A 26405-nucleotide genomic window follows, 5' to 3' on the forward strand; every position below is an offset into this window, starting at 1 on the left:
ATCAGATCACCTCGAGCTCGGCACTCAATGCGCCGGCCTGCTTCAGGGCTTCCAGGATCGCGATGAGATCGCCCGGTGCCGCGCCAACCGCGTTCACCGCGTGCACGATCTCGTCCAGGGTGGTACCGCCGCTGAACTTGAACATGCGGCTGCCGTCGTTGGTGGCGGTGATGGTCGACTGCGGGCTGGCCACGGTACGGCCGCCGGACAGGGCATTGGGCTGGCTGACGTTGGTGTTTTCCTGGATGGTCACGGTCAGCGAACCATGCGAAATCGCCGCCGGTCCCACCCGCACCTGCTGGCCGATGACCACGGTGCCGGTACGCGAATTGACCACCACCTTGGCCGGGGCGCTGCCTGGGGTCAGCTCCAGGTTCTCGATGCGCGCCAGCAGGCCGATGCGCGCGCCCGGGTCGGTCGGTGCAGTGACCGCGACGGTCACGCCGTCGATCGCGCGTGCGGCGCCTTCGCCGAAGGCGTTGTTGAGCGCGGCGACCATGCGCGAGACCGTGGTGAAGTCGTTGTTGTGCAGGTTCAGGGTGATGTCGCCGCCGTTGGCCAGCGGATCGGGCAGGGCGCGTTCAACCGTGGCACCGTTGGGAATGCGGCCGACGCTGGGCACGTTCACCGAGACACGGGAACCATCCTTGCCCTGCGCACCGAAGCCGCCGACGATCAGGTTGCCCTGGGCGATGGCATAGATCTGGCCATCGGCACCGCGCAGCGGTGCCATCAGCAGCGAACCGCCGCGCAGCGAGACCGCGTTGCCGATCGAGGAGACCGTGATGTCGATCGGCTGGCCGGGCTTGGCGAACGGCGGCAGCTCGGCGTGGATGGCGACCGCCGCCACGTTCTTCAGCTGCGGATTGACGTTCGGCGGCACATTGACGCCCAGCTCGCCGAGCAGGTTCTTCAGGCTCTGCACGGTGAAGGGGGCCTGGCTGGTGCGATCGCCGCTGCCATCCAGGCCGACCACCAGGCCATAACCCACCAGCGCATTGCCGCGCACGCCACCGACCTGGGCCAGGTCCTTGATGCGCTCGGCGCTGGCCGGGGCTGCCACGACCAGCAGCATCAGCGCGACGAACGACGCCACGCGGCGCTGCCAGGAAAAAGAGAGGAAGAGTTTCATGGCCATACTCAGAACGGCGTCAGGCCGGAGTTGAAGAAGCGGCTCAGCCAGCCCATCGCGTTGGACTGCGCGACGGGACCGCGGCCGCCGTAGACGATGCGGGCCTCGGCCACGCGGCTGGACGGAATGGTGTTGTCCTGGCTGATGTCGCCCGGGCGCACGATGCCCTGCACCTGCACCAGTTCATCGCCCTGGTTCAGCCGCAGGTTCTTCTGCCCCTGCACCACCAGGTTGCCGTTGGGCAGGCGCTGCACCACGGTGACGGTGACGCTGCCCTGCAGGCGGTTGCTCTGCGCGCTGTTGCCCTTGCCGGTGAAGTCACGCTTGCCCGCCGCCGATGCGCTGAGGATGTCCTTGCCGCCGAGGGTGACCGGTGCGCCGAGAATGGACGGTGTGCCCAGGCTCAGGTTCGATTCCTTGTTGGTGGCGGTGTTGGCACTGGTCTGCGCGGTGGTGTTTTCCAGCAGCGTGATGGTCAGCAGGTCGCCGACATCGCGTGCGCGCCGGTCCGAATACAGCTGCAGCGTCGGGCCGGCAGCGTAGATCGCACCGGCGGTCGGCTGTGCCTGCGGCGGCATGATCGGCTGGATCGGTGCCATCGTCGGGTAGGGGCGCACGTCGCCCGCGATCACGCAGCCACCGAGCAGGGCGGCCACGGCGCAGGCGAGGGCAGTGCGGGCGAAGTTGGAAATGGGCGACATGGCGGTTTCCCGGTTTGGCCGGTCAGAGCTTGTTGTTGAGATAGCCGAGCATCGAATCGGTCGTGGAGATCGCCTTGGCGTTCATTTCGTAGGCGCGCTGGGTTTCGATCATCGACACCAGCTCTTCCACCACGTTGACGTTGCTGCCTTCCAGCGCGCCCTGCACCACGGTGCCGAGGCCGTTGAGGCCGGGGTTGCCGTTCTGTGCCGGGCCGGACGCAGTGGTCTCGAGGAACAGATTCTCGCCACGGGCCTGCAGGCCAGCCGGATTGACGAAATCGGTCAGGGTCAGCGCGCCGACTTCCACCGAAGCGGCGCCGTCGGCCATCTTCACGCTGATGGTGCCGTCGGTACCGATGGTTACCGATTGCGCGCCTTCGGGAATCTGGATGCCTGGCTGCACCGGGTAGCCGCTGTTGGTGACCAGCTCGCTGTCCTGGTTGATCTTGAACGAGCCATCACGGGTGTAGGCCGAGCTGCCGTCGGGCATCTGCACTTCGAAGAAGCCGCGACCGTTGACCATCACGTCGAGGGCGCGGCCGGTCTGCTGCTGGCCACCCTGTTCGAAGTTCTTGGCGGTGGCGACCACGCGCACGCCGGTGCCCAGCTGCAGGCCGGTCGGCAGCTGCGTCTGTGCCGACGAGGAACCACCGGGCTGGCGCACCTGCTGGTACAGCAGGTCCTCGAAGCTGGCACGGTCCTGCTTGAAGCCGGTGGTGTTGGTGTTGGCGAGGTTGTTGGAAACCACCGACATGCGCATCTGCTGCGCATCCAGTCCGGTTTTCGCGATCCACAATGCCTGGTTCATCTTCGGTGTCCTGTCTGGTGGAGCCGGCCGCGTGGTGCGGCCCTTGTCTGCGGGTGTGCAAGCGGTGTGCCAGCGCCGCCGTCAGCCGGCGCCGGATTTCCGTCAGCTGCCCAGGCGCAGCAGGCTGTTGGCGCTGCGCGCGTTGTCGTCGCCGTGCTTGATCACCTGCACCTGCATTTCGTACTGGCGCTGCAGCTGGATCATCTGCACCAGTGCACCGGCGGCATCCACGTTGCTGCCTTCCAGCTGGCCGCTGTGCACGGCCGTACCCTGCGCCGGTGCGAACGGCTGGCGTGGATCGGTGTTGCGGAACAGGCCATCGAGGCCGCGCTCCAGGCGCTCGTCGGGCGCCTGCACGACCTTGATCCGGCCGATCTGCGCCATGGTCTGCGGGCCTTCGCCCTGCGGAATGATCGAGATCGTGCCGTCGGCACCGATCTCCATGGCCTGGTAGGGCGGAATGGCGATCGGGTTGTTGTTGTCATCCAGTACCGTGCGGCCACTGGAGGTCACCAGCTGGCCGTTCGGCGTCACCGACAGCGCGGCGCCACGGGTGTACGCCTCGCTGCCGTCGCTGGACTGTACCGCCAGCCAGGTGCCGGTCTGCAGCGAAAGATCCAGCGGCTTGCCGGTGATGTGCTGCGAGCCGGGCGTGCGGTTGAACCCGGCATCGACATGCAGCGCATCCACCCGCGAGGCAAAGCCCGGGCCACGGATCGGGAAGGCTTCGGTGTTGGCCAGCGCTTCCTTGAAGCCGGGGGTATCGGAGTTGGCGAGGTTGTGGCTGAGCGTGCCCTGCGCCTGCAGGGAGGCGCGGGCACCGGTCATCGCCACGTAAAGGGCTTTATCCATGCGGGGAGTTCCGTGACAGGGTCAGCGCGTCATCAACGGATGTTGATGACGGTCTGGGTGATCTGGTCCTGGGTGGTGATCATCTGCGCGTTGGCCTGGAAGTTGCGCTGCGCGGTGATCATGTTGACCAGCTGCTCGGTGAGGTCGACGGTGGACGCTTCCAGCGAACCGGCCTGGATCTTGCCGAGGTTGGAGGTGTCCGGCATGCCGGTGCGCGGCGTGCCCGAGCTGAAGGTATCCACCCACAGGTTGTTGCCCTTCGATTCCAGGCCCTGCGGATTGTTGAAGGTGGTCAGCGCGACCTGGCCCAGCGGCTTGTCGGCGCCGTTGGAGTAACGGGCGTAGACCACGCCGGTTTCCGACACGGTGATTTCGTTGAGCTTGCCGGCGGCGTAGCCGTCCTGCTGGGTGTTGCGCAGCGCGAACTTCTCGCCGTACTGGGTCGAGCCGTTGATATCCAGCGTCATGTTCAGCACGCCGGCACCGGTGGTCGGGGTGAAGGTGCCGAGGCTGACCTTGCCGTCCGTCGGTGCCGTCAGCTTGCCGCTGTTGTCGAAGGTGACCGGGGTCGGGTTGCCCGCCGGCTGGCCGTCAACGTAGTTGCGCACGGTCCACTCGTTCGGGTTGGCACCCTTCACGAAGTACGAGACCTGGATGTGGCTGACACCCAGCGAGTCGTACACGGTGATGCCGCCGCTGGAGTGGTTGTAGCTGTTCGAATCGGTCGGATCGAAGGTGGTGACGGTCGGCTGCTTGGCGTTGGCCGGCAGGGTGAAGCCGACCTTCACTTCGCTGGTCTGCTTCGGCGGGCTGTCGGTGGTCAGCAGCTGCAGGTCGACCATGCGGCCGGCATCGAAGTTGGTGCCATCGGCATTCGGTGCGAACACCTGCAGGCGGGCGCCCTGTGGGTTGACCACATAGCCGGATGCATCGGTCTGGAAGTTGCCGGCACGCGAGTAGACGCGCGAGCCATTCATGTTCATGGTGAAGAAGCCTTCACCGGAAATGGCCATGTCCAGGCTGCGGCCGGTCTGTTCGTTGTGGCCCTGCTTGAACTGCTGGGCAACGTTGGAAACGCGCACGCCCGAGCCGACCGCGTTCTTCGACAGGCCGTAGCCGGTGGCCGAGAACAGGTCGGCGAACTCGGCGCGCGATTCCTTGAAGCCGGTGGTGTTGACGTTTGCGACGTTGTTGGCGGTGACGCTCAGGTCGGAATTGGCGGCGTTGATGCCGGACAGCGAGACATTGAAGCCCATGGGATGCTCCTGGTAAGTACGGGGTGTGCGGCTCAGCTGACGCGGAGCACGTAGTCGATCGGGGCCGTGCCCAGGCCCTTGAGGTTCAGGTACAGGCCGTCGGAACCGACGGTCACGCTCTCCACCGGGGCCTGCACGTAGGTGGACAGCTTGGTGCTCTTGCCGGTGGTGTCGACGTGGTTGGCGACAACCGAGTACTTGCCCGGTTCCATCCGCTTGCCGTTGGCGTCCTTGCCGTCCCACTTGAAGGCGGTTTCGCCGGCGGCCTTGGCTTCAACGCTCAGCGAGGTGACCTTGGCGCCGTTGGCATCGGTGATGTCCACGGTGATGATGCCGGCCGACGGTGCGGCCACCGTGCCCTCGACGCTGCCTTCCTTTTCCAGCACCAGCTTTTCCGATGGCACCAGTACCTGGTGGCCGACCAGCGCAGCACCACGCAGCACCTGGTCGCTGGCCATCGACTCCTGGAAGCCCTTCACCGTCTTGTTCAGATCGGTGATGCCCTGCACGGTGGACATCTGCGCCATCTGCGCGACCATCTGCGTGTTGTCCATCGGCTTCAGCGGATCCTGCTGCTGCAGCTGCTCGGTCATCAGGCGCAGGAAGTCGGCCTGGTCCAGCGTGTTCTTCTTCTTGGTGGCGTTGCTGTTCGGGGCGTTCAGGCCCAGCGCGGAATAGACGTCCTGGCTGGTCTGATTGTTGACGGCGGTGGTCATGGCGGTATCCGGTGCTGCGGGCCTCAGCGGCCCATGGTCAGGGTGGCCAGGGCCAGTTCCTTGGCGGTGGTCAGCATTTCCACGCCGGCCTGGTAATTGCGCGAGGTCGAGATCAGGTTGACCATCTGTGCCACTGGATCGACGTCGGGCTGGTAGATGTAGCCATCGGCGTCGGCCAGCGGATGGCCGGGCTCGTAGCGCTTGATCGGCGCTGCCTCGCTCTGGGTGATCTCCTTGACCTTCACCGACGTGATGTTCGGATCGTTCTTGCTGGTCACGGCCTGGAAGATCGGCTCCAGCGGCTTGTACACGGCATCGGCGGAACCGGCGACGGTGTCGGCGTTGGAGAGGTTGGAGGCGATGGTGCTCATGCGCACCGACTGCGCCTGCAGCGCGGAGCCGGCGATATCGAAGATCGGCAGGTTGCTCATGGCTTATTGCCCCGTGATCGCGGTCAGCATGGAACGCACCTTGCTCTCGACGAAGCTGAGCGAGGCGCGGTACTCGAGCGCGGCACGGCCATAGGCGGCACGCTCGGCATCGGGATCGACGGTGTTGCCGTCCAGGCTGGGCTGCACGCCTTCGCGCGCGATCTGGAACGGATTCAGGCCACTACTGATTTCGTAGTGCTGCTCGTGGGTGGTGGCCATCAGGCCATTGACATCCTGCCCCTGGGCGTGGCGCAGGGCGGCATCGAAGTCCAGGTCCTGGGCCTTGTAGCCGGGAGTGTCGGCATTGCCGAGGTTGCTGGCGATCAGCTTCATCCGCTGTTCGCGCAACGGCATGGCCTGGGCATGGACGCCCAGGTAGTCGGTAATCAGGTTGCGCACGGTGCACTCCCACGGGAACGTTGCCCGGGAAGCTGCAAGGGGTGTGCCAAAGGCGTGGGGTCAGATCCCCGCAGGGGCTCTGACCCCGTGGTCGACGCGTTGCGATGCGGGGTCGGAGCCCGTTCCGGGATCCGACCCCGCGGCCGGCCTTACGCCGCCATCGCCACCTTGCGCAGGCGGTCCAGCACGAAGTCGGCCAGCTCGTGCGGCGAGTACTTGGCGACGAAGGCGTTGGCACCGACGCGCTCGACCATCGCATTGTTGAAGACGCCCGACAGCGAGGTATGCAGCAGGACGTACAGGCCGGCCAGGCCCGGGTGGCGCCGGATTTCCGTCGTCAGCGTATAGCCGTCCATGGCCGGCATCTCGATGTCCGAGATGACCATGGCGTAGCGTTCGGCCGGGTTCTCGCCCGAGGCATGGATCTGCAGCAGGTGGTCCAGCGCCTGCCTGCCATCGGAGAGCAGGGTGGCGCCCACCCCCAGCTGGTCCAGCACGCTGCGGATCTGCTGGCGGGCCACGCGCGAGTCGTCCACCACCAGCACCTGCAGCTGCGGGCCGTCGGCCGGCATTGCCAGTGTCGGGTCCAATACCGCCTCGCCACGCACCTGGGCGATGTCGGCCAGCACGCTTTCAACGTCGATCACCTGGATCAGCTCGCCCTGGAAGCGGGTGACTGCGGTCAGGTAGCTGGATTCGGCGCCCAGTTCCGGCGGCGGGTGGATGTCTTCCACCGCGATGTTGACGATCCGCTCCACGCCGCTGACCAGGAAGCCCTGGATCGAACGGTTGAACTCGGTGACGACCAGGTAGCCGGGCGAGGTGTCCGCATCGGGCTCACGCTCGGGGTGGCCGATCGCCAGGCCCAGGTCCAGCACCGGCACCGAGCGGCCACGGACGTCGGCCACGCCGGCGAACTGGCTGGGCAGTCCGGGCACCTGGAACAGCTCCGGGCGGCGCAGGACTTCCTGCACCTTGAAGACATTGACGCCAAAAAGCTGACGTCCGCCGAGGCGGAACAGCAGCAGCGCCAGGCGATTGTGGCCGGCCAGTCGGGTCCGCTGGTCGATCCGGTTGAGCAGGTCATGGGACATGGCTGCTGTATCGGCGTGTTGGGCGCCGAACTTGAGCGCTTTTGTAGAGTCGAGCCGTGCTCGACTGGCTGTTCGGAGAAAAGCAGTCGAGCACGGCTCGACTCTACAAGGGCGGTGCTCTGGCACACCCCTTGCACGCACCTGGGCCAGATCCCTTCGACAGGAGGCGCCATGCGCCGGGTCACATCTCTGTTCGCCATCGCGCTGGCGCTGGCCTCGCCGTGCGCGTCCGCCGCCGACTGGCAGCCGGTGGCCAGCATCCGTGCCGCGGCGTTGTCGACGCTGCCGGCCGGCAGTGAAGGCGAGGCCCAGGTGGCCGATGCGCTTCGCCTGCCGAAGTGTGGGGGGGCGCTGCAGGTGCAGCCCACCGCCAACACCACGGTGGAGGTCAGCTGCCCCGATGCCGGCGGCTGGCGACTGTTCGTGCCAGTGAAGGTGCGGCGCAACCAGACCGTGCTGGTGCTCAACCGTGGAATCGGCACTGGAGAAACCATCTCCGCCGCCGATATCACCACTGCCCAGCGTGACGCCGCCCGGATTGCCGGTTCGGTGCTGGCCGATCCCAATGCGGCGATCGGCCGCATCGCCCGCCGTCCGTTGCAGGCCGGAGCCCTGCTGTCGAGCAATGATCTGGTGGTGCAGCGTCTCATCAGACGAGGAGACAATGTGGCCCTGGTCTCGCGTCGTGGCTCGGTCGAGGTCCGTATTGCCGGCCGCGCGATGGGTGATGCCGGTGAGAATGAGCGGGTCTCGGTCGAGAACCTGTCCTCGCGGCGGATCGTGCAGGGCACGGTCGATGCCGCGGGTGACGTAATCGTGGCGCGTTGAATTACCGCAAAATATCCCTAAAGATCACGGCCCTGAGGCCGTTATCCCTTGTGAACGGCAACTCCAGGACACCCCATGAGCCAGAAAATCGACGGCAACCTGCAGGTCCCCCAGGCACTGCGCAGCGTGACGCCCCCGGCCAACAAGCCCGGCGTCAGCACCGATGCGGCGGCGCGCCCGGTCGAAGCGGCCGACAGCCTGCGCCTGACCGGCGAGGCCACCAATCTGCAGGCCATCGAGCGTGAGCTGACCACCGCCCCGGCGATCGACGCCCAGCGCGTGGCCGCCGTGCGCGAGTCACTGCAGAACGGCACCTACAAGATCAATCCGGACGCGATCGCATCGCGCATGCTCGAGCTGGACCAGCAGCTGCACGGATGACCGCGGCGATGAGCGAGCCGCTGCAGCGCCTTGCCCAGGCCCTGGACGTCGAACGCCAGGCCCTGGTCGAGCACGACGTGCACGCCCTGATCCGGGCCACCGGGGCCAAGCTGGAGGCGTTGCGTGCGCTGGAAGGCGCGCCGCCGGTCGGGGAAGGCGAACAGCTGCAGGAACTGGCTGAACGCAACCGTGCCAACGGTGTGCTGCTGTCGCGCCGCCGCCGCGAGGTCAACTGGGCGCTGCGCCAGCTGGGCCGCACCGAGGACGCCTCGGCGTACGACGCCAAGGGCCAGTCACACACGGTCACTGCGCGCCGCCCACTCGCCGTCGCCTGACGCGACGGCGGTCGCACAACCCATTCCCGCGGGCTGAAGCCCGCTGCGTGACCGCGTATATTGGGCGCCTGTTCGAATGCCCCGAGTCGCCGTGTCCGCTGCCAACGCCCTGGTTACCGCCCCCCTTCCGCCGCAGCCGGTGCTGCAGGCGTTGCTTGAGCGCCTGCGCGAAGGCTTGCTGCTGTTCACTGAAGACGGGCAGGTGGCGCTGGCCAATCCGGCCGCGCAGAACCTGCTCGCCAGCGGAGAAGATAGCGCATTGCCGCCGCCGCAGCGCCTGCGTGAACTGCTGCCGCCCGATGCGCTGGAGCAGGCGCGCCAGCACGGCCACTGGAACGGCAGCCTGCCGCTGGGCGAGGGCGTGGTCATCGCGCACCTCTACCACCACGGCCCGGTCGGCCAAGGGCACTTCCTGGCGCTGTTCCGCCACATCGAAGGGCAGGAGGACTACGAGCGCGAACTGCAGCAGCGCCATGCAGAGCTGCGTCAGGCCTACCTGCGCCTCAACGGCACCCAGGAAAAGCTGCTGCAGTCGGAGAAGATGGCCTCGATCGGCCAGCTCGCCGCCGGCGTAGCACACGAGATCAACAACCCGATCGGCTACGTGCACTCCAACCTGGGCAGCCTGCAGGAGTACCTGCGCAGCCTGTTCACCGTGATCGAAGCCTATGAACGCGCGTTGCGAGCGCCCGACCCGAAGGCGCTGATCCCGGAAATCGACGATATCCGTGACCGCCTGGACATCGATTTCATCAGCCGCGACCTGCCGCAGCTGATGGCCGAGTCGCGCGAAGGCATCGAGCGGGTGACGCGCATCGTGCGTGATCTGAAGGATTTCTCGTATTCCGGCCGCGACGAGTCATGGAAGCTGGTCGACCTGCACGCGGGCCTGGAATCGACCATCAACATCATCTGGAACGAACTGAAGTACAAGGTCACCCTGATACGCGAGTTCGGCCAGCTGCCGCTGGTGGAATGCCTGCCGTCGGAGTTGAACCAGGTCTACATGAACCTGCTGCTCAACGCCGGCCATGCCATCGCCGAGCGCGGCACCATCACCGTGCGTACCGGTGTTGAGGGTGACCATGTATGGGTCGAATTTGAAGACACTGGCGGCGGCATCTCGCCGGAACTGCGCCAGCGCATCTTCGATCCGTTCTTCACCACCAAGCCGGTCGGCAGCGGCACCGGCCTGGGCCTGTCGATTTCCTACAGCATCATCAACAAACACCACGGCCGCATCGACCTGGACAGCACCCCGGGCGTGGGCTCGCGCTTCCGCGTGGTGCTGCCGGTGAAGCAGCCGCGCTGACCGCCTGTGGTAGTGCCGGCCGCTGGCCGGCAACCTCATTGAACCCGACATCCAGAGCAGCCGGCCAGCGGCCGGTTCTACCAGAGGGGATCGTTACCGCAGCGGGCGATCCTCGCCGCCATCTCCGCTCTCGGCAGGCGCCGGCCCGGCGTTGCTGCGGCGCTGTTCCTCGTAGGTGCGGAACGCCTGGTGGATGTGCTTGCGCAGCTCGTCGTCGTTCCACGGCTTGGTCAGGAAACGGTAGATCGCGCCGCGGTTGATCGCATCGGTGACCGTGTTCAGATCGGTGTAACCCGACAGCACCAGCCGGATCGTATCCGGGTACAGCATCTTCACCCGGCCCAGGAACTCGGTGCCGCTCATGTCGCTCATGCGCTGGTCGGACAGGATCACCTGCACGTCATTGATTGCCAGCAGGTCGAACGCATCGCGCACGTTGCCGGCCGCCAGGATGCGGTAGCCGTCGCGGCGGAACAGGCGCACCAGCGAACGCAGCACGTTCTCTTCGTCGTCCAGCAGCAGCAGCGTGCGATCCGGGCGGGTCTCGGCGAACGCCTCCGGGCGCAGGTAGCGGCGGCGCAGGGTCATGCCGGCGGCATCGGCCGACATCGGTTCGCCGAACAGGTAGCCCTGGAATACATCGCAGTCATTGCGGCGCAGGAAGCCCAGCTGGGCCTGCGATTCCACGCCGTTGGCGATCACGGTCATGCCCAGCTGGTGACCCATGGCGATGATCGCGCGGGCGATGGCCGCCTCGCGGTTGCCGGCCGGCGCACTCTTGATGAAGCTGCGGTCGATCTTGAGCTTGTCCACCGGGTAGCGCACCAGCGCACTGAGGCTGGAATCACCGGTGCCGAAATTGTCCAGGCTCAGGCTGATGCCTTCGTTGCGCAGATTGGCCAGCGTCTCGTGCACGAAGTTGACGTTGTTGGTCAGCGCGCTTTCGTTGATCTCCAGCGTCAGCATCTGTGCCGGCACGCCGGCGGCCTGGATCAGGCCCATCACTTCGGCGAAGAAGTTCGGCCGCAGCAGCTGCAGGGTGGAGACGTTCACCGCAATGGTGAAGTCGTCGAAGCCCTGGTCGCGCCACAGGCGGGCCTGCTTCAACGCTCCTTCCAGCACCCAGGTGCCGATCTGCACGATGATGCCCAGCCGTTCGGCGGTGCGCATGAAGCGTTCGGGTACCAGCATGCCCAGCGTGGGCGATTGCCAGCGCAGCAGCGCTTCCATGCCCACCACATGACCGTCGCGGGCGCTGACCAGCGGCTGGTAGCGCAGTTTCAGTTCGCCATTGGGAATGGCATCGACGATCTGCCGCGCGATGATGCTCTCGCTGTGCGCGCTGGGCGGGGTATCCACCGCGTGGATGCGCACCGCGTTGCCGCCTTCGCGCGCGGCCTGGTACAGCGCGTCCTCGGCGTGATCGAGCAGGCGCGAGGTGCTGCTGGCATGGTCCGGGCACAGGCTGACGCCGAGCTTGCCGGTCATGAACAGCGTGTACGGCAGCACCGACAGTGGCAGCTCCATCTGCTGGCGGATCTCCTCGGCGAAGTCCTCCGGCAGCGGCACGTCGGCAGTGCGGGGCACCGCGATCAGGAATTCGTCACTGCCATGGCGCCACAGCTTGCCGCGCCCGCGCAGGTAGGACTGCAGCCGCTGCGCCACCAGCACCAGCGCCTGGTCACCCACCTCGGCACTCATGTTCTCGTTGACCGAGGCGAAGTGGTCGATGTCCACGTGCATCAGCATCAGTGCGGTGCCGCCCGAGGCCGCTTCGGCGACCATCGCCTGCAGCTCGGGGTTGCCGGCGCCGAGGCGGTCGGGCGCATCGTCGATGCTGACCGGGGGCAGGTTGGGATTCCACATAGGCTCAGTAGTCCGGTGACTCAACGGCGGCCATGCTGGCCGCCTGGTAGGGGAGATGGACGTCGATCAGGGTGCCTTCACCGTGCGCGGACTCGATCCGCACGTGGCCACCGACGCTCTGCGCGCGCTCGCGCATCACGATCAGGCCGAGGCCGCGCGGACCGTCCGGGTCGAAGCCCTCGCCATCATCACGGATCTGCAGGTGCAGGCCGCGCTGGCCGACATCGCGCAGCTGCAGCAGGACCTGGCTGGCGCGGGCATGGCGCAGGGCATTGGTCAGGCTCTCCTGCGCGATGCGGAAGCAGGCCTGCTCGATGCTGTTGTCAGGACGTTGTGGCAGCGGTTCGATCTCGGCCAGCAGTTCCACCGGCGAGGAACGGAACAGCACCCGTGCCTGCCAGCTCAGTGCAGCCTCCAGCCCCAGGGCATCCAGCTGCGGCGGGCGCAGCAGCGTGGAGATGTCGCGCAGCTTGGCCACGGTGGTGTCGGCCAGGCTGACGATCTGCGCCAGATCCTCGGCGCGGCGCTGTGGATCATGCTCGTCCTGCGCAGCATGGGCGGACAGCTTGATTGCGGTGATCGCCTGGCCGATGTCGTCGTGCAGGTCGCGCGAAATCGCGCGGCGTTCGTCTTCCTGCAGCGAGAACAGGCGGCCGGCCATGGCCTGCAGTTCGCGGTTGCTGGTCTCCAGCGCACTGCGGATGCGTTCGGAATCGCTGAGGTCGCGCACGATCAGCAGCTTGCAGTCGCGTCCGCCATAGCGCACTTCGCCTACCGCCAGCCCCGCATGGAAGCTGCGGCCGTCGGCACGCTGCATCGCCACCACGCTGCTGTGGCCAGGCCCCAGATGCGGCTGTCCGGCGCGCAGCTGACTGCGGACCCGGGCCAGGTCGCCGACCGCGACCAGGGCCGACAGCGGCTCACCCAGCAGGGTGTGGCTGCCATAGCCGAACAGGCCGGCGGCCCAGGCATTGGCATACAGCACGTGCTCGTCGGAGAGGATCACCACGCCGTCGGGCAGTACCCGCACCAGTTCGCGGAACTGTTCCTCGCGTTCACGCAGCAGGCGCCGTGACTGCTCGCGTTCGGTCACGTCCTGCAGGGTTCCGAGCACGCGGTTGCGGCCGGCTTCGTCGATGCCACTGGCGGCACGCAGGTGCACCATCAGTGCACGACCGTCCATCGACAGCAATGGCAACAACACGTCCACCTGCACCGGCTCGCCGGAGCAGAGCTCGGCCAACAACTGCTCGGTCTGGGTTGCGGTCGCCGGGTCGGCCGGCACCAGCAGTTCGTCGAAGCGATGCCAGCGGCGGGCTTCGGGGGGGCGTCGGCCGAGCAGCCGATAGACCTGGTTGGAATAGCGGCCGAGCCCGGTGGACGGGTCCAGTTCCCAGGCGCCGATGCGGGCCAGCTCATGTGCCTCCTCGACCCGTGCCAGCGCCTGGTCACGGCGCAGCTGCGCCAGGTCCTCGGCGGTGCGGTCGATGGCGATCAGCAGGCGGGCGTTGTGGCCGTCGTAGCTGATGGCATTGGAGCGCAGCTCCATCTGCCGCAGGCTGCCGTCGCGCAGCTGCAGCTGGGTGCGCAGGATGCACAGCTCTTCCGGCGCCTCCCGGATCGCTTCCAGCTTGGTCTGCAGCGCCTGGTCCTGGCCCGGTGGCCACAGCGCGTCGATGGTCTGCTCCAGCAGTTCGTCACGCTCCCAGCCAAATGCGCTGCAGGCGGCCGGGTTCGCGTCGAGGATCGCCAGTGTGTCCAGGTCGTAGACCAGGATCGGGCCGGGATTGCCCTCGAACATCTGCCGCAGGCGCAGTTCGGAGGCTTGCTGGCGGGCATGGGTATGCAGCACGTGCTCGGCCAGCGGGCGCAGCAGCAGGTACAGCAGGCCGGCGCTGGCCACGGCGAAGAACGCGCCCTTCAGGCCCTGCCACAATGCGGCCTGCTGCGGGTCGGGTACCAGCGCCTGTACGGCGCCGTCGGTCGCGATCATCCAGGCCAGCGCCATCACCAGATAGCTCAGCACCACCCGGCGCCGGTCGCGGCTCAGCGACTGCGCCATCCGCGGGTCGGAAACTGGAGCGCTGCCGGTGGGTTCTGCGGGCATGGACGGGCTGGATGAAAGGGGCGCCGGCCATCTTACCGCGCGGGTGTGCCCTGGCCACTCAATTATCCGCCGCAGGCGCCGTTAACCACTGCGTGCCCCGCTGACGGGCGTGTCATCCGGAGCAAGATCGCGTGGACCAAGGGATCATCGCCAGCCTGCTGCAGCACCCGCTTGCGTCGGCGCTGGTCATCGTCGACCGTACGGGCCGCCCGCTGGCGGCCAATCCGGCTGCGCGCGAGCATGGCCTGCCGGCCACCGTGGCTGCCTATGCGCCGATGCTGGAAGATCTACGCCTGATGGCCGCCGATGGCGGCATCGTGGCCTGCACGCTGCCGGGTGGCCCGCGGGGACATTACGACGGCCACCTGCGTGCCGTGCATGACGGTGCCGGCAACCTGCTGGCCTTCACCCTGAGCATTCCCGAACCGGTGCCGGTTGATGGCGGTGGCCGCTGGGAGCTGGCGCTCGACAGCGCCGGCCACAGCCTGTGGGACTGGGATATTCCCAGCGACCGTGTGGCGCGCACGCCAGCACTGGGCGATGAAACCGCCACCGCGATGCTGGCGCGTGTGCACAGCGAGGACATCGCCCAGGTGCGTGCCGCGCTGGACCAGCATCTGCGCGGGCAGAGCGAGCAGTACAGCGCGCAGTTCCGCTTCCGCCAGGCCGATGGCCAGTGGCGCTGGGTGCTGGACCGGGGCCGCGTGGTCGCGCGCACCGCCGACGGCCAGCCGCTGCGGATGGTTGGCACGCATACCGATATCGAGCAGCAGAAGCAGCTCGAATCGCTGCTGCAGGAGCAGCAGCTGCACCTGAGCGAGGCGCAGCGCATCGCCAGCATGGGCAGCTGGTCGTTCGACCCCGGCACTGGCCATTTCTGGTGGTCGCCGGAGCTGCGTTCGCTGCTGGCGCTGGAGCAGGGGGCCGTACCCGGCCAGCGGCGCTGGCTGAAGCAGCTGCACCCGCGTTCGCGCGGCGCGTTGCGGGCGGCGTGGCGGCGATTGTGGCGCGATGGCCGCGCCGCCAACCTCGAGCTGGAGCTGACCCGCGGCAATGAGCCGTCACAGCATCTGCGGCTGTGGATCCAGCCGCTGCTGGACATGGACGGCCAGCCCAAGCGCCTGCTCGGCCAGGTGCAGAACATCACCGAGCAGCACCAGACCGACGCGTTGATCCGTTGGCGCACCGAGCTGCTCAATCGCGTGTCCGCGCTGGGCCGCATCGGTGGCTGCGAGATCGAGGTGCAGACCCGGCACATGCAGTGGACCGAGGAGTGCTACCGCATCCATGGCCTGCGCAAGGAGCCGATCACCCTCGATCAGGCGATGGCGCTGTATACCGAGGATTCGCGCAGTGCCTTCGAGGCGGCGCTGGGCCGGATTGCTGCGGGTGGACTGCCCGAGCAGCTGGACCTGTGCTTCTATCGCCAGTCCGGCCTGCGCGTATGGGTGCAGGTGCTGATCGAGCTGGACCGTCGCGATGGCCTGCCGCCGCGGTTCGTGGTGCTGTTCCGTGACATCACCCGCGAGCGCGAGGCCAACGAGCGCATCGAGCTGCTGGCCCACTACGACCTGCTGACCGGCCTGCCCAATCGTGTGCTGCTCGGCGAACAGACCGCCGAAGCCATTGAGGAAGCGCGCGACCGCGGCACCTCGCTGGCGATGTTGTTCATCGATCTGGACGGCTTCAAGACCATCAACGACAGCTTCGGCCACGCCACCGGCGATGCGCTGCTGAAGGCGGCCGCCACGCGCCTGCACCAGAACCTGCGCAACAACGATCTGTTCGGCCGCTTCAGTGGCGACGAATTCATCGTCGTGCTGCGCGACCTGGCCGAGCCGGAAGACGCGGGTCACGTGGCGCGCAAGCTGATCGCTTCGCTGGCCGAGCCGCTGCGCCGCGGCGAAACCACCTTGAAGGTCGGCGCCAGCGTCGGCATCGCGATGCTGGGCGATGCCCAGACCGACTTCGATTCACTGCTGCGTGCCGCCGACGCCGCGATGTATGCAGCCAAGGAAGCCGGCCGCAATACTTACCAGTACTACAGCCAGGACGCGCTGGCGCGAATACAGCGCAAGCTCGAACTGGAGCACGCCCTGCACGGGGCGATCGAACGCGAAGAGTTCAGCCTGGCCTATCAGCCGCTGCTCCACGCCCACCACGGCGAGCCGCCCGCAATCGAGGCACTGCTGCGCTGGCACCGGCCCGGTATCGGCTACTGCAGCCCGGCCGAGTTCATTCCGATTGCGGAGAAGTGCGGCGAGATCGTGCGCATCGGCGACTGGGTGCTGAACGAAGCCTGCCGCCAGGCAATCGCCTGGGACCGGGCCGGCCTGTGTTTCGACCGCATCGCGGTCAATGTGTCGGCGGTGCAGTTGCGCGACCGCGGTTTCGCCGAACGCGTGATCGAGATCTGCCATGCCCATGGTTGGCCACCGCAGCGGCTGGAACTGGAGCTGACCGAATCGGCGTTGATCCGTGACACCGACATCCTGCGCCACTGCTTCGACGTGCTGGAACGGCATGGCGTGCCATTGGCGGTGGATGACTTTGGTACCGGCTTCTCCAATCTGAACTACCTCAACCGTTTCCCGGTGGGGCGCCTGAAGATCGACCGCAGTTTCGTGCAGGGCATGCTGCACGACTCGGGCACGGCCGAGGTGACCCAGGCCATCGTGCACCTGGGTCACGCACTGGGCATGAAGGTGGTGGCCGAGGGCGTGGAAACGCACCAGGAGGAAGACATGCTGCGCCGCCAGGGCTGCGACGAGATCCAGGGCTATCTATACTCGCGCCCGCTCAGCCCGCGCGACCTGGCGCAGTGGCTGCGGCAGCAGCACCCGGCACCCGGGCGCACAGATGCTGCCAGCGAGGTCGTGCTGGCACGCTGAGGGTGGCGCCGGGCTTTGCCCGGTGGGATCGCCGCACGCCGACGCACCGCTCTGGCAGGTGTCGACCTTGGTCGACACGAATGCCGGTGCTCGCGATCATCCACGCATGGCGTGGATCTGCCCCGGAAACTCCGCTCTCAACTGCATCCGCAGCAGTTCGACGATGGCCGCATAGCGGCGCTTCTGCACCAGATAGCTGGCCAGGAACAGCGGCAGCACCAGCAGCATCGGTGCCGCTATCGGGCGCATCGCCACCAGTGGCAACAGCAGCAGTGAGAGGATCGCCACGAACCAGCTGCACAGGCCGATCACCCGCACTTCGTGCCGTCGCGCGTTGAGTACGATGCGTCCACGCATCACCGGGAAGTAGCGCAGGCTGAAGCTCGGCGCAAAGCTCTCGCGGAACGCCATGCTGCCGTCCGGCAGTGCATGGAAGGCCAGGTGCTGCCATTTGTCTTGCGGCAGGTCACGTTCCAGGCTGCCGAGCGAGAGCCGGGCCTGCATGGCCGGTGACGCCGCGATGCGTTCGTTGAACAGGGTGATGCCCCAACTGAAATAGCCGGCCACCCAAGCCATCAGAAGGAGGGTCTCGATCAGGAGCACTGCGATCAGGGCGATGGCCATCGGTCTTCCATGAACGGGATCGGTGGATCATGCCATGCCGGGCGCCTCATCCAGGCGTGGGCTGGATCGGCAGTTGTCGGAACCTGGATAGCCGAAACGTCAGTTGCCTGGGCGCAGGTAGGCCACCCAGGCAAGCGGGAACAGTCCAGTAGCAAGGGAGCGGGCCAGATAGGCCTCGTCGATCGTCCAGGGCGCCGGAAAGTCGGAAATCACTTCCGTCGCTGCGCATGAGCAGGATTCCCATGCTTCTTCCGACGGCTGGCCTTCGAACTCGAAGCGTACCCGGACAAGTTGCATGCCGGCGTCTGCCTCGATCGACGCCTGGAGCAGCTGTGCCGGGGTCTGGCCCAGAAGTGCTCGTCGCAGGGAGGCACGCAGGACGTCCGGGGCCACGGGGTCGATCATGTTTGCCTGTTCGAAGGTTGTGTCATCGCGCCGTTATCGTTTCAGCGCTTCCCCATCCAGCCCCAGGTCCCACGCCAGTCCCAGCAGCTCCTCATCCGCGCGAGACGGGCCAGGCCGCGCATCGGCCAGCTGCTGCAGTTCGCGGATCTCCTCGCGGGCCACCTCTTCCAGTTGCTGCAGCTGCTCACGCACGCTCGCGTTGCGCGGGCGCTCGGTGTCGGCGAGGGAGGGCAGGGCGCGGATCAGGGTCATGGTGCGTGTACAGGATGCATCCAACGGCGGGTTACAGGCAAAGGCCCCGGACGAACCGGGGCCTTGCGGACTGCCGGCGGCGGCAGCGGACATCAGGATCAGAACAGCTCGACGGTGCCGGCGCCCATGCTCTGCTGGGCAACCGGCTTGTGCGGCGGGCGTTCCCATTCGCTGCGCAGTTCGCGCAGGCGGCTGCCGGTGCGCTGCAGGGCGGTGGCGATCTCTTCGTCGAACACGCCGCCATTGCGGTGCAGCAGTTCCTGCAGGGCCACCGCCTCGCGGTTGATCGCGGTCAGGCGGTCCAGGTGGGTGTGCACGCCGCCCAGCGCCTGGGTGGCGATGTCTTCGAACTGCAGGGCGCGTACAGCTTCGGCCACGCTGCCATCGATCGAACGGGCGCAGTCGGAGACTTCGCGCATGCCATCACCCAGCGACGCATTGATCTGCGCGACGTTGTCGAGCATCGCCGCCGCTTCCTGGCGCGCTTCACGGGAGCGGTCCATGTCACGCGAGGCCATGTGCGAGACCGTCTCGCGCACCTTGGCAATGGCGTCCTTGGAGCTGTGCGCCAGCTTGCGGATCTGCTCGTTGAACGTGGTCGAGCGCTCGGACAGGTTGCGCACTTCGTCGGCGACTACCGCGAAGCCACGACCGGCTTCACCGGCACGCGCGGCTTCGATGGCGGCGTTCAGCGCCAGCAGGTTGGTCTGGTCGGCGATCGACTTGACGTCTTCCAGCAGCGCGAAGATGCCATCCAGGTGCTGCGCCATCTGGTCGATGTGCTGCACGGTGGTGCTGCTCTGGCCGCTCACCTGTTCCAGTGCTTCCACCAGCTGCTCCATGCGGTGGCTGGCGTGCTGGGCGAAACGGGCAACGTCGAGGCCGGCATTGCCTTCATCACCGGCACGATCGACGATGCGCGACAGGGCCTGGCTCTGCTGGCGCGACTTGCGGTTCATGGCGTCGAAGCTGCCGCCCAGGCTGGACACCGCCTGGCGGATCAGGTCACGGGCGCGTTCCACTTCGCCACGCGAACCGTCGATCTCGTTGCCGACGAAGTTGCGCAGTTCGGTCAGCAGCTGGTCCTGTTCACGCAGGACACGGGCGTGTTCCGGGGAACGGTGCGCCTGGGCGCGGGTGGTCCACCACGCAAAGCCGAGCCAGCTCAGCGTCATCGTGGTCAGGATCGCCCAGCGCAGGGCGGCCGGCCATTCGAAACCGATGGCGAAGGGGAGCAGCAGGGTCAGAGCCAGGGGGGCGGCCAGACGGATGAAAATGCGTGAGTACATGGACGTTCTCGGGAGGTGCACGGAGGATGTATCGGCCGTACCCCCTTTCTCTTTAACGTCGATGTGCCTCGAAGTGCATTCTGAATGCGCCGGTTTTCCGACGCCTCGGCGGCTTTGGGGTCAGAGCCCTTTCCTTGCCGGAAAGGGATCCGACCCCGGGTTGGCGGCAGGCGGGGTCGGATCCCTTTTCCATGGAAAAGGGCTCTGACCCCATGGGGCTTAGGCCAGCTGCCGGTCCACAGCCTCGATCATCGCCTTGCGGCTGAACAGGAAGTCCCAGTAGCTGCCGCCCAGCTGGCGCCACAGCACCGCCGAACGCACCGCGGCCAGCAGCAGGGCGCGGATCTCGGCGACCACGCCGGCCTGGCCCAGGTAGTGCGGATTGCCCTGGACCATCACCCGCGGCTTGAGGTGGCTGATGGTGTCCGCGTACAGGCCGCCGAGGCTGGCCAGCACGTCCGGGTGGCCACTGTCGCCCAGCTCGACGGCCTGGCGCTGGGCGCGTTCGATGCCCGAGGCGACCTTGTTCACGGTGGCGCCGTCCTGCACGAAGCGGCGCTCCAGCTGCAGCACTGACAGGGCCAGCTTGGGCAGGATCGGGTCCTGGCCCTGGCTGCGGAAGTAGTTGTGCAGCAGGCGCAGCCCAGCCTTCAATGCATGGCGGTCACCGAACACCTCCTGCGGCGAAGACGCGTCGACGCGGAACACACTGTCCACGGCGGTGCGCACGGCAGCGGCGTCGGAATGGCCGGTATCGGCGATGCGGCGTACCTGCTGCAGGGCCTGGGCAATGCCGGCCAAAGCCAGGACGCGGTCGTCGACAGTGAAACTCATGCAGCGATTACCTCAAAAGGGGAAGGGGTGGTGCGCAGGCGCTGTTCCAGCGGCGCATCGGTGGCGGCGATCACCGCGCCACCCAGGCACACGTCACCGTCATACAGCACCAGCGACTGGCCGGGAGTGACGGCACGCTGCGGGCGCGCGAAGGTGACCAGCACGCTGCCATCGTCCAGCACCTCGACCGTACACGGCTCGTCGGGCTGGCGGTAGCGGGTCTGGGCGGTGCATTCGAAGCGCCGTGCCGGCGGCGCGCCGGCAATCCAGTGCGCGGTTTCCGAACGCAGGCGGTCGGACAGCATCCACTTGCTGTCGCGGTCCTGGTCCACGTACAGCACGTTGCTGGCCACATCCTTGCCAACCACGTACCACGGCGCGGCCGGGCGGCCGCGCACGCCGCCGATGTTCAGGCCCTCGCGCTGGCCGAGGGTGAAATAGAACACGCCCGGATGCTCGGCAATCACGCTGCCGTCGGCCGGGTCGAGGATCTGGCCCGGCTTGGCTGGCAGGTAACGGCCAAGGAATTCACGGAAGTCGCGCTCGCCGATGAAGCAGATGCCGGTGGAGTCCTTCTTGGCGTGGGTCGGCAGGCTGACGTCACGCGCGATCCGGCGCAGGTCGGTCTTTTCCAGGTCGCCGATCGGGAACAGGGTGGCCGCCAGCTGCTCCTGACCCAACTGGTGCAGGAAGTAGCTCTGGTCCTTGGAGCGGTCGGCACCACGCAGCAGCAGCCACTGGTGGCCGCGCTGGGTCACCCGCGCGTAGTGGCCGGTGGCAATGCGCTCGGCGCCCAGCTCGCGGGCGGCATCCAGGAAGTGCTTGAACTTCACTTCGCGGTTGCACAGCACGTCCGGGTTCGGGGTGCGGCCGGCCGCGTACTCGGCCAGGAAGTGCTCGAACACACCCTGCCAGTACTCGCTGGAAAAATCGCGGAAGTGGAAGGGAATGCCGAGCAGGCCGCACACCGCCACGGCATCGCGGCGGTCGTCCTCGGCGCGGCAGTCGCCGCTGCCATCGTCGGCCCAGTTCTGCATGAACAGGCCGGCCACGGCCTCACCCTGCTGCACCAGGCGCCAGGCGGCGACCGAAGAGTCGACACCACCAGAGACGCCCACCATCACGCGCGGAGTGCTCATGCGACCTCCCGGACCAGCGAAAGCGAATGGCGCTGGCCACCCAGGAAATCAGCCACCACCTGCCAGACCAGCGGGCTGCGCAGGCGCTCCGTAGCGGCCTGCAGCTCGGCCGGGGTCAGCCACAGCGCGCGATCGATGCCGGTGTCCAGCGGCTGCGCCGGGTCGTGCGAGACCGGACGCGCCGCATAGCAGAAGCGCAGGAAGGTGGTGCCGTCGCCGGCCGTCCACTGGTAGCAGCCGATGAAGTGGGTCAGCTGCACCGTCCAGCCGGTTTCCTCGCGGGTCTCGCGCAGGGCCGCCTCGGCCAGGCTTTCGCCCGGCTCGAGATGGCCGGCCGGCTGGTTCAGCACCTGGCGGCCGTCGATGGTCTCCTCGACCAGCAGTACGCGGCCGCCGTCGATCACCACCGTGGCGACGGTGGCGTGCGGTGCCCAGCGCGGGTCCGGCGTGGCGTTCAACTCAGAACTCGTCCTTCTTGGTCAGTTCCAGCTCCATCGCGTCGGCGGTGCGGATGGCCGCATCGATGGCGTCGCTGAGCTGGTCGGCAGTGGCATCGGCGTCGATCTTCACCACGAACATGGCGGTGGTGTCCTGCTTTACCCAGCCGCCCATCTTGGCGTCCTGCGAATCTTCCAGCAGGCGGTTGGCCACGGCCACCGGGAACTGCTTGGTCTTGGAGCTGTAAGCCGGCGACCAGATCTCGCGGATGTTGTGGCTGCCGAAATCCTCCACCGACGAACGCACGTAGACCATCTGGGTGCGATCACCCTCGACGTCGAAGACCATGCGGTAGTCGCCGTCCTCGTCGACTTCGTAGGTGTAGCCCAGCTTGTCCAGGTGGCGCGCCACGGCCTTGTCGGCGTCCGCTGCGGCAGCGGAACCGGTGGCGGCCAGGGCGATCAGCAGGGTGGAGAGAAGGGTCCTTTTCATGAAGATCCTGTGAAACAGTACTGAGAGAAGGTGCAATTGTGACGGTGGCCGTGCGTGCCGTCCAATCTGCGGCAGGCCGACGCAGGTTCGCCCGAGCCTCTATAATGGGCAGATGCCCCATGAGTCTTCCCCCGATTCCCATCACGAGCACGGCGTTGCCGTAGAACCCGCGCGCCCGGAAGTGGCGCCGCCGCCGTTCTACCAGGTGATGCTGCTCAACGACGACTACACCCCGATGGATTTCGTGGTGGACGTGCTGCAGCAGTTCTTCAGCATGGACCTGGACAAGGCCACGCAGGTGATGCTGCACGTCCATACCCGTGGCCGCGGCGTGTGCGGGGTGTTCACCCGCGAAGTGGCCGAGACCAAGGTCGCCCAGGTCAACGAGTACTCGCGGATGAACCAGCACCCGCTGCTGTGCACGATGGAAAAGGCCTGACCGCTGCCGGTTCTCGTCCGGGCGTATCGGCCCGGCCCGCAGGAGCGTGCCCACCAAGGTGGGCACCTACCAGGGCATGAGGCCTGTCCGGGCGCGCTTGCCCACCAGCATGGGCGCCTGCCAGGCGCGGATCACCCCTCCGCCAACGCCTCCAGCGCCATTCGTGCCACCGCCTCGTCGACCTCGGCCGGGTCACCGTCATCCCGGAACCATACCGCAGACAGTGCCATGCTGGCCGCAATCCAGCGCAGCAGGCGCGTGCGCTCCAGCCCTGCCAGTGCGCTGACCCGCTCCAGCCGCGCGGCAAACCGCTCGGGCCGTGTCGCGACGTGGATGCCCGGTCCGCACAGGTCAGGGTTGCTGAACAGCGTCGTGTAATCGAACGCGCGATCGCCCAGCAGCCGCTTCGGGTCGATCGCCAGCCAGCCCCGCGCGCCGAAATCCAGCACATTGTCGTGATGCAGGTCGCCGTGCAGCGGTCGGATCTCCTGTTCCTGCTGCAGCAGTCCCTCCGCCAGTGATCTGCACTGTTCCAGCAGTGGCGGCAGCGCCGCCCTTGGCTGCAGCAGGTCGACGAACCATGTACGCAGGCAGACCAGGTCGTCTGGCGGCGCGCTCCGTGGCCGGTGCAGCCGCTGCAGGACCTGGCACAGGATCGTGGTGCAGGCGTCATCGTCGCCGTCGATCGAGCGTTGCCGCAGCGAGTCGCCGTGGGCCCGCTCGATCAGGATCGCCGGCCCCTCGTGGGCCAGCAGGCGGGCGGCGCCGTCACCGTCCCACCAGCGCAGCAGGCGATGGCTGTTCTGCTCCTCGGTTTCGCTGCTGACCTTCAGCATCGCCGCTTCGCCGGCGGCGGTCAGCACCGGCCAGAGGCGGGCATGGGGCGTCTCGATGGCCGCGCCATCACGCCGCAATCGCCAGCGGCTCAGGTAGGGTTCGCTCATGCTGGGCGGGCTGTCCTGGAGTGAATGAAGATCAAGCAATCTGTACCGCTAACGCCATCTGAACGCAGCAATCCGCTAGGGTGATGGAAAACGCGTAGTCAGGCCGCATATTGTCCCCATCTGCCGCCGGAGTAATCCATGTTCAGCAAAGACCTCGAACACACCATCGGCCAGTGCTACAAGCGCGCCCGTGAGGCCCGGCATGAGTTCATGACGGTCGAACACCTGCTGTTGGCACTGCTCGACAACCCGTCCGCCCAGGCCGTACTGAAGGCTTGCGGTGCTGACACCGAACGCTTGCGCCAGGAGCTGGAGCAGGCCATCGAGGCCTCCGTGTCCCGCCTGGCCGAAGATGACGGCCGCGATACCCAGCCGACCCTGGGCTTCCAGCGTGTGCTGCAGCGAGCCGTGTACCACGTGCAGTCCTCGGGCAAGAAGGAGGTCACCGGCGCCAACGTGCTGGTCGCCATCTTCGGCGAAAAGGACTCGCACGCCGTCTATTACCTCAACCAGCAGGATGTGACCCGGCTGGATGTGGTCAATTACCTGTCCCACGGCATCGCCAAGCTGGGCGAGGAGGGCGAGCAGCCGTCCTCTTCCTCCGAGGGCGAGAGCCGCATGGAAGGCGGGGAGGGTGAGCCGAAGGGCGATGCCCTGACCGAGTTCGCCAGCAATCTCAACGAACAGGCCCGGGCCGGTCGCATTGACCCGTTGGTCGGCCGTGCCGACGAGATCGAGCGCACCATCCAGGTCCTGTGCCGCCGCCGCAAGAACAACCCGCTGTACGTGGGTGAGGCCGGCGTGGGCAAGACCGCAATTGCCGAAGGCCTGGCCCGCCGCATCGTCGAGGGCTCGGTGCCCGACGTGCTGGCCGACGCGGTGATCTATTCGCTCGACCTGGGCGCGCTGGTGGCTGGCACCAAGTACCGTGGCGACTTCGAGAAGCGCCTGAAGAGCGTGCTGACCGCGCTGAAGAAGGTGCCCAATGCGGTGCTGTTCATCGACGAGATCCACACCATCATCGGTGCCGGTTCGGCGTCGGGTGGCACCATGGATGCGTCCAACCTGATCAAGCCGGCGCTGGCCTCCGGCGAGCTGCGCTGCATCGGCTCGACCACCTTCCAGGAATACCGTGGCATCTTCGAGAAGGATCGGGCGCTGGCCCGCCGCTTCCAGAAGATCGACATCGTCGAGCCGACCGTCGGCGAGACCTACGAGATCCTGCAGGGGCTGAAGTCCAAGTACGAGCTGCACCACGGCGTGACCTATTCCGACGAGGCGCTGCAGGCGGCGGTTGACCTGTCGGTGAAGCACATCGGCGACCGCCTGCTGCCGGACAAGGCCATCGACGTGATCGACGAGGCGGGCGCCCGTCAGCGCCTGCTGCCGGAAGGCCAGCGCAAGGAGCTGATCGACGTCGAGGAAGTGGAGGCGATCGTCGCCAAAATGGCGCGCATCCCCACCAAGCAGGTCAGCGCCACCGACAAGGATGTACTGCAGCACCTGGAGCGCAACCTGAAGATGGTGATCTTCGGCCAGGACCCGGCCATCGAGACACTGTCCTCGGCGATCAAGCTGGCGCGCTCCGGCCTGGGCAATCCGGAAAAGCCGATCGGCAACTTCCTGTTCGCCGGTCCGACCGGTGTCGGCAAGACCGAGGTGACCAAGCAGCTGGCGCTGCAGCTGGGCATCGAGCTGGTCCGCTTCGACATGTCCGAGTACATGGAGCCACATTCGATCAGCCGCCTGATCGGTGCGCCTCCGGGCTACGTCGGCTTCGACCAGGGCGGCCTGCTGACCGAGAAGATCGTCAAGACGCCGCACTGCGTGCTGCTGCTGGACGAAATCGAAAAGGCGCACCCGGACATCTTCAACATCCTGTTGCAGGTGATGGACCGCGGCGTGCTGACCGATACCAACGGTCGTGAAGCCAACTTCAAGAACGTGGTGCTGGTGATGACCACCAATGCCGGTGCGGCGCAGGCCTCGCGGCGCTCGATCGGCTTCACCAAGCAGGACCATGCCACCGACGCGATGGAGACCATCCGCCGCAGCTTCACCCCGGAATTCCGCAACCGCCTCGACGCGGTGGTGCAGTTCCAAGCGCTGGGCTTCGAGCACATCCTGCGCGTGGTCGACAAGTTCCTGATCGAACTGGAGATGCTGCTGCAGGACAAGCACGTCAGCCTGTCGGCCACGCCGACCGCGCGCGACTGGCTGGCCCACCACGGCTTCGACCCGCTGATGGGTGCGCGCCCGATGGCCCGGGTGATCCAGGACAAGATCAAGCGTCCGCTGGCCGACGAGCTGCTGTTCGGCAAGCTGGTCAACGGTGGCAAGGTCAGCATCGATGTCCGCGACGACGAGCTGGTGGTCGAGACCCAGGCCGAGCCGGAGCGGCTGCTGCCGGTGACGGTGGAGTAAGGCAGCACCGGATCGA

General features: G+C 66.9%; 27 protein-coding genes. 7 read left to right on the forward strand and 20 right to left on the reverse strand.

What is annotated here, in order from left to right; genetic code table 11:
• Position 1: 1 nt before the first annotated feature.
• From D5301_RS07625 to D5301_RS07665, 9 genes are all read right to left on the reverse strand, one after another.
• A complete protein-coding gene (locus D5301_RS07625; protein ID WP_153855279.1) occupies positions 2-1138 on the reverse strand; it encodes a flagellar basal body P-ring protein FlgI in 1137 nt (378 codons plus the stop codon).
• Positions 1139-1140: 2 nt separating this feature from the next.
• The gene (flgH, locus tag D5301_RS07630) at positions 1141-1833 is read right to left on the reverse strand and encodes a flagellar basal body L-ring protein FlgH (protein WP_088025898.1); all 693 of its coding nucleotides are present in this window, start codon (positions 1831-1833) and stop codon (positions 1141-1143) included.
• 22 nt (positions 1834-1855) lie between these two features.
• A complete protein-coding gene (gene flgG / locus D5301_RS07635) occupies positions 1856-2641 on the reverse strand; it encodes a flagellar basal-body rod protein FlgG (protein WP_005409571.1) in 786 nt (261 codons plus the stop codon).
• A 102-nt stretch (positions 2642-2743) separates the two neighbouring features.
• The gene (locus tag D5301_RS07640; protein ID WP_153855280.1) at positions 2744-3493 is read right to left on the reverse strand and encodes a flagellar basal body rod protein FlgF; all 750 of its coding nucleotides are present in this window, start codon (positions 3491-3493) and stop codon (positions 2744-2746) included.
• Positions 3494-3525: 32 nt separating this feature from the next.
• The gene (flgE, locus tag D5301_RS07645) at positions 3526-4749 is read right to left on the reverse strand and encodes a flagellar hook protein FlgE (protein WP_094001372.1); all 1224 of its coding nucleotides are present in this window, start codon (positions 4747-4749) and stop codon (positions 3526-3528) included.
• A gap of 32 nt (positions 4750-4781) precedes the next feature.
• Entirely contained in the window at positions 4782-5465 is a 684-nt protein-coding gene (locus tag D5301_RS07650; protein WP_153855281.1) for a flagellar hook capping FlgD N-terminal domain-containing protein, read from the reverse strand.
• A 23-nt stretch (positions 5466-5488) separates the two neighbouring features.
• Positions 5489-5896, reverse strand: a complete 408-nt coding sequence (gene flgC / locus D5301_RS07655) for a flagellar basal body rod protein FlgC (protein WP_005416461.1) — start codon at positions 5894-5896, stop codon at positions 5489-5491.
• Positions 5897-5899: 3 nt separating this feature from the next.
• Positions 5900-6295 (reverse strand): flagellar basal body rod protein FlgB, encoded by a 396-nt coding sequence (gene flgB, locus D5301_RS07660; protein ID WP_324187285.1) that lies wholly within the window; start codon positions 6293-6295, stop codon positions 5900-5902.
• Positions 6296-6444: 149 nt separating this feature from the next.
• Complete coding sequence (locus D5301_RS07665) at positions 6445-7389, reverse strand: chemotaxis protein (protein WP_153855282.1); 945 nt, start codon at positions 7387-7389, stop codon at positions 6445-6447.
• A 171-nt stretch (positions 7390-7560) separates the two neighbouring features.
• Between D5301_RS07665 and flgA the strand changes: the two genes are divergently transcribed.
• The 4 genes from flgA (at position 7561) to D5301_RS07685 (ending at position 10245) form a co-directional block, all read left to right on the forward strand.
• A complete protein-coding gene (gene flgA, locus D5301_RS07670; protein ID WP_153855283.1) occupies positions 7561-8217 on the forward strand; it encodes a flagellar basal body P-ring formation chaperone FlgA in 657 nt (218 codons plus the stop codon).
• 75 nt (positions 8218-8292) lie between these two features.
• Positions 8293-8598 (forward strand): flagellar biosynthesis anti-sigma factor FlgM, encoded by a 306-nt coding sequence (gene flgM / locus D5301_RS07675; RefSeq protein WP_010485883.1) that lies wholly within the window; start codon positions 8293-8295, stop codon positions 8596-8598.
• Positions 8595-8933 (forward strand): flagellar protein FlgN, encoded by a 339-nt coding sequence (locus D5301_RS07680; protein WP_006366325.1) that lies wholly within the window; start codon positions 8595-8597, stop codon positions 8931-8933. Before flgM ends, D5301_RS07680 begins: the two co-directional genes overlap by 4 nt.
• Before the next feature lie 91 nt (positions 8934-9024).
• Entirely contained in the window at positions 9025-10245 is a 1221-nt protein-coding gene (locus D5301_RS07685; protein WP_324187286.1) for an ATP-binding protein, read from the forward strand.
• Between the two features lie 93 nt (positions 10246-10338).
• Here the strand turns inward: D5301_RS07685 and D5301_RS07690 are convergent, their stop codons facing one another.
• Positions 10339-12111 carry an EAL domain-containing protein gene (locus tag D5301_RS07690; RefSeq protein ID WP_110712242.1) on the reverse strand — a complete coding sequence of 591 codons (1773 nt, stop codon included), beginning with the start codon at positions 12109-12111 and terminating at the stop codon, positions 10339-10341.
• Between the two features lie 4 nt (positions 12112-12115).
• Positions 12116-14218 carry a PAS domain-containing sensor histidine kinase gene (locus tag D5301_RS07695; protein WP_110712243.1) on the reverse strand — a complete coding sequence of 701 codons (2103 nt, stop codon included), beginning with the start codon at positions 14216-14218 and terminating at the stop codon, positions 12116-12118.
• A gap of 131 nt (positions 14219-14349) precedes the next feature.
• On the opposite strand from D5301_RS07695, the gene D5301_RS07700 reads away from it, so the two are divergent.
• Positions 14350-17109, forward strand: a complete 2760-nt coding sequence (locus tag D5301_RS07700; RefSeq protein ID WP_110712244.1) for a GGDEF domain-containing phosphodiesterase — start codon at positions 14350-14352, stop codon at positions 17107-17109.
• 96 nt (positions 17110-17205) lie between these two features.
• Here the strand turns inward: D5301_RS07700 and D5301_RS07705 are convergent, their stop codons facing one another.
• From D5301_RS07705 to D5301_RS07740, 8 genes are all read right to left on the reverse strand, one after another.
• The gene (locus tag D5301_RS07705; RefSeq protein ID WP_110712245.1) at positions 17206-17733 is read right to left on the reverse strand and encodes a hypothetical protein; all 528 of its coding nucleotides are present in this window, start codon (positions 17731-17733) and stop codon (positions 17206-17208) included.
• Between the two features lie 99 nt (positions 17734-17832).
• Positions 17833-18138, reverse strand: a complete 306-nt coding sequence (locus D5301_RS07710) for a hypothetical protein (RefSeq protein WP_110712246.1) — start codon at positions 18136-18138, stop codon at positions 17833-17835.
• A gap of 33 nt (positions 18139-18171) precedes the next feature.
• On the reverse strand, positions 18172-18390 hold the full coding sequence (locus D5301_RS07715) for a hypothetical protein (protein ID WP_153855284.1): 219 nt from the start codon (positions 18388-18390) through the stop codon (positions 18172-18174).
• A 98-nt stretch (positions 18391-18488) separates the two neighbouring features.
• Complete coding sequence (locus tag D5301_RS07720; protein WP_032127364.1) at positions 18489-19679, reverse strand: methyl-accepting chemotaxis protein; 1191 nt, start codon at positions 19677-19679, stop codon at positions 18489-18491.
• A gap of 219 nt (positions 19680-19898) precedes the next feature.
• The gene (gene hflD / locus D5301_RS07725) at positions 19899-20513 is read right to left on the reverse strand and encodes a high frequency lysogenization protein HflD (protein WP_049421941.1); all 615 of its coding nucleotides are present in this window, start codon (positions 20511-20513) and stop codon (positions 19899-19901) included.
• Positions 20510-21652 carry a tRNA 2-thiouridine(34) synthase MnmA gene (gene mnmA / locus D5301_RS07730; RefSeq protein WP_010485863.1) on the reverse strand — a complete coding sequence of 381 codons (1143 nt, stop codon included), beginning with the start codon at positions 21650-21652 and terminating at the stop codon, positions 20510-20512. Before mnmA ends, hflD begins: the two co-directional genes overlap by 4 nt.
• Positions 21649-22110 carry an NUDIX hydrolase gene (locus tag D5301_RS07735; protein ID WP_153855285.1) on the reverse strand — a complete coding sequence of 154 codons (462 nt, stop codon included), beginning with the start codon at positions 22108-22110 and terminating at the stop codon, positions 21649-21651. Before D5301_RS07735 ends, mnmA begins: the two co-directional genes overlap by 4 nt.
• 1 nt (position 22111) lies before the next feature.
• Positions 22112-22582, reverse strand: a complete 471-nt coding sequence (locus D5301_RS07740; RefSeq protein WP_110712250.1) for a hypothetical protein — start codon at positions 22580-22582, stop codon at positions 22112-22114.
• Between the two features lie 112 nt (positions 22583-22694).
• Here D5301_RS07740 and clpS point away from each other — a divergent pair, with 112 nt between their 5' ends.
• The gene (gene clpS, locus D5301_RS07745) at positions 22695-23021 is read left to right on the forward strand and encodes an ATP-dependent Clp protease adapter ClpS (protein WP_006444529.1); all 327 of its coding nucleotides are present in this window, start codon (positions 22695-22697) and stop codon (positions 23019-23021) included.
• A gap of 131 nt (positions 23022-23152) precedes the next feature.
• Here clpS and D5301_RS07750 read toward each other — a convergent pair whose 3' ends face one another.
• A complete protein-coding gene (locus D5301_RS07750) occupies positions 23153-23965 on the reverse strand; it encodes an APH(6) family putative aminoglycoside O-phosphotransferase (RefSeq protein ID WP_153855286.1) in 813 nt (270 codons plus the stop codon).
• A 138-nt stretch (positions 23966-24103) separates the two neighbouring features.
• On the opposite strand from D5301_RS07750, the gene clpA reads away from it, so the two are divergent.
• Positions 24104-26389 (forward strand): ATP-dependent Clp protease ATP-binding subunit ClpA, encoded by a 2286-nt coding sequence (clpA, locus tag D5301_RS07755; RefSeq protein ID WP_110712252.1) that lies wholly within the window; start codon positions 24104-24106, stop codon positions 26387-26389.
• Positions 26390-26405: the final 16 nt, after the last annotated feature.

It is taken from the genome of Stenotrophomonas sp. MH181796 (assembly GCF_009659995.1).
Lineage (GTDB): Bacteria > Pseudomonadota > Gammaproteobacteria > Xanthomonadales > Xanthomonadaceae > Stenotrophomonas > Stenotrophomonas riyadhensis.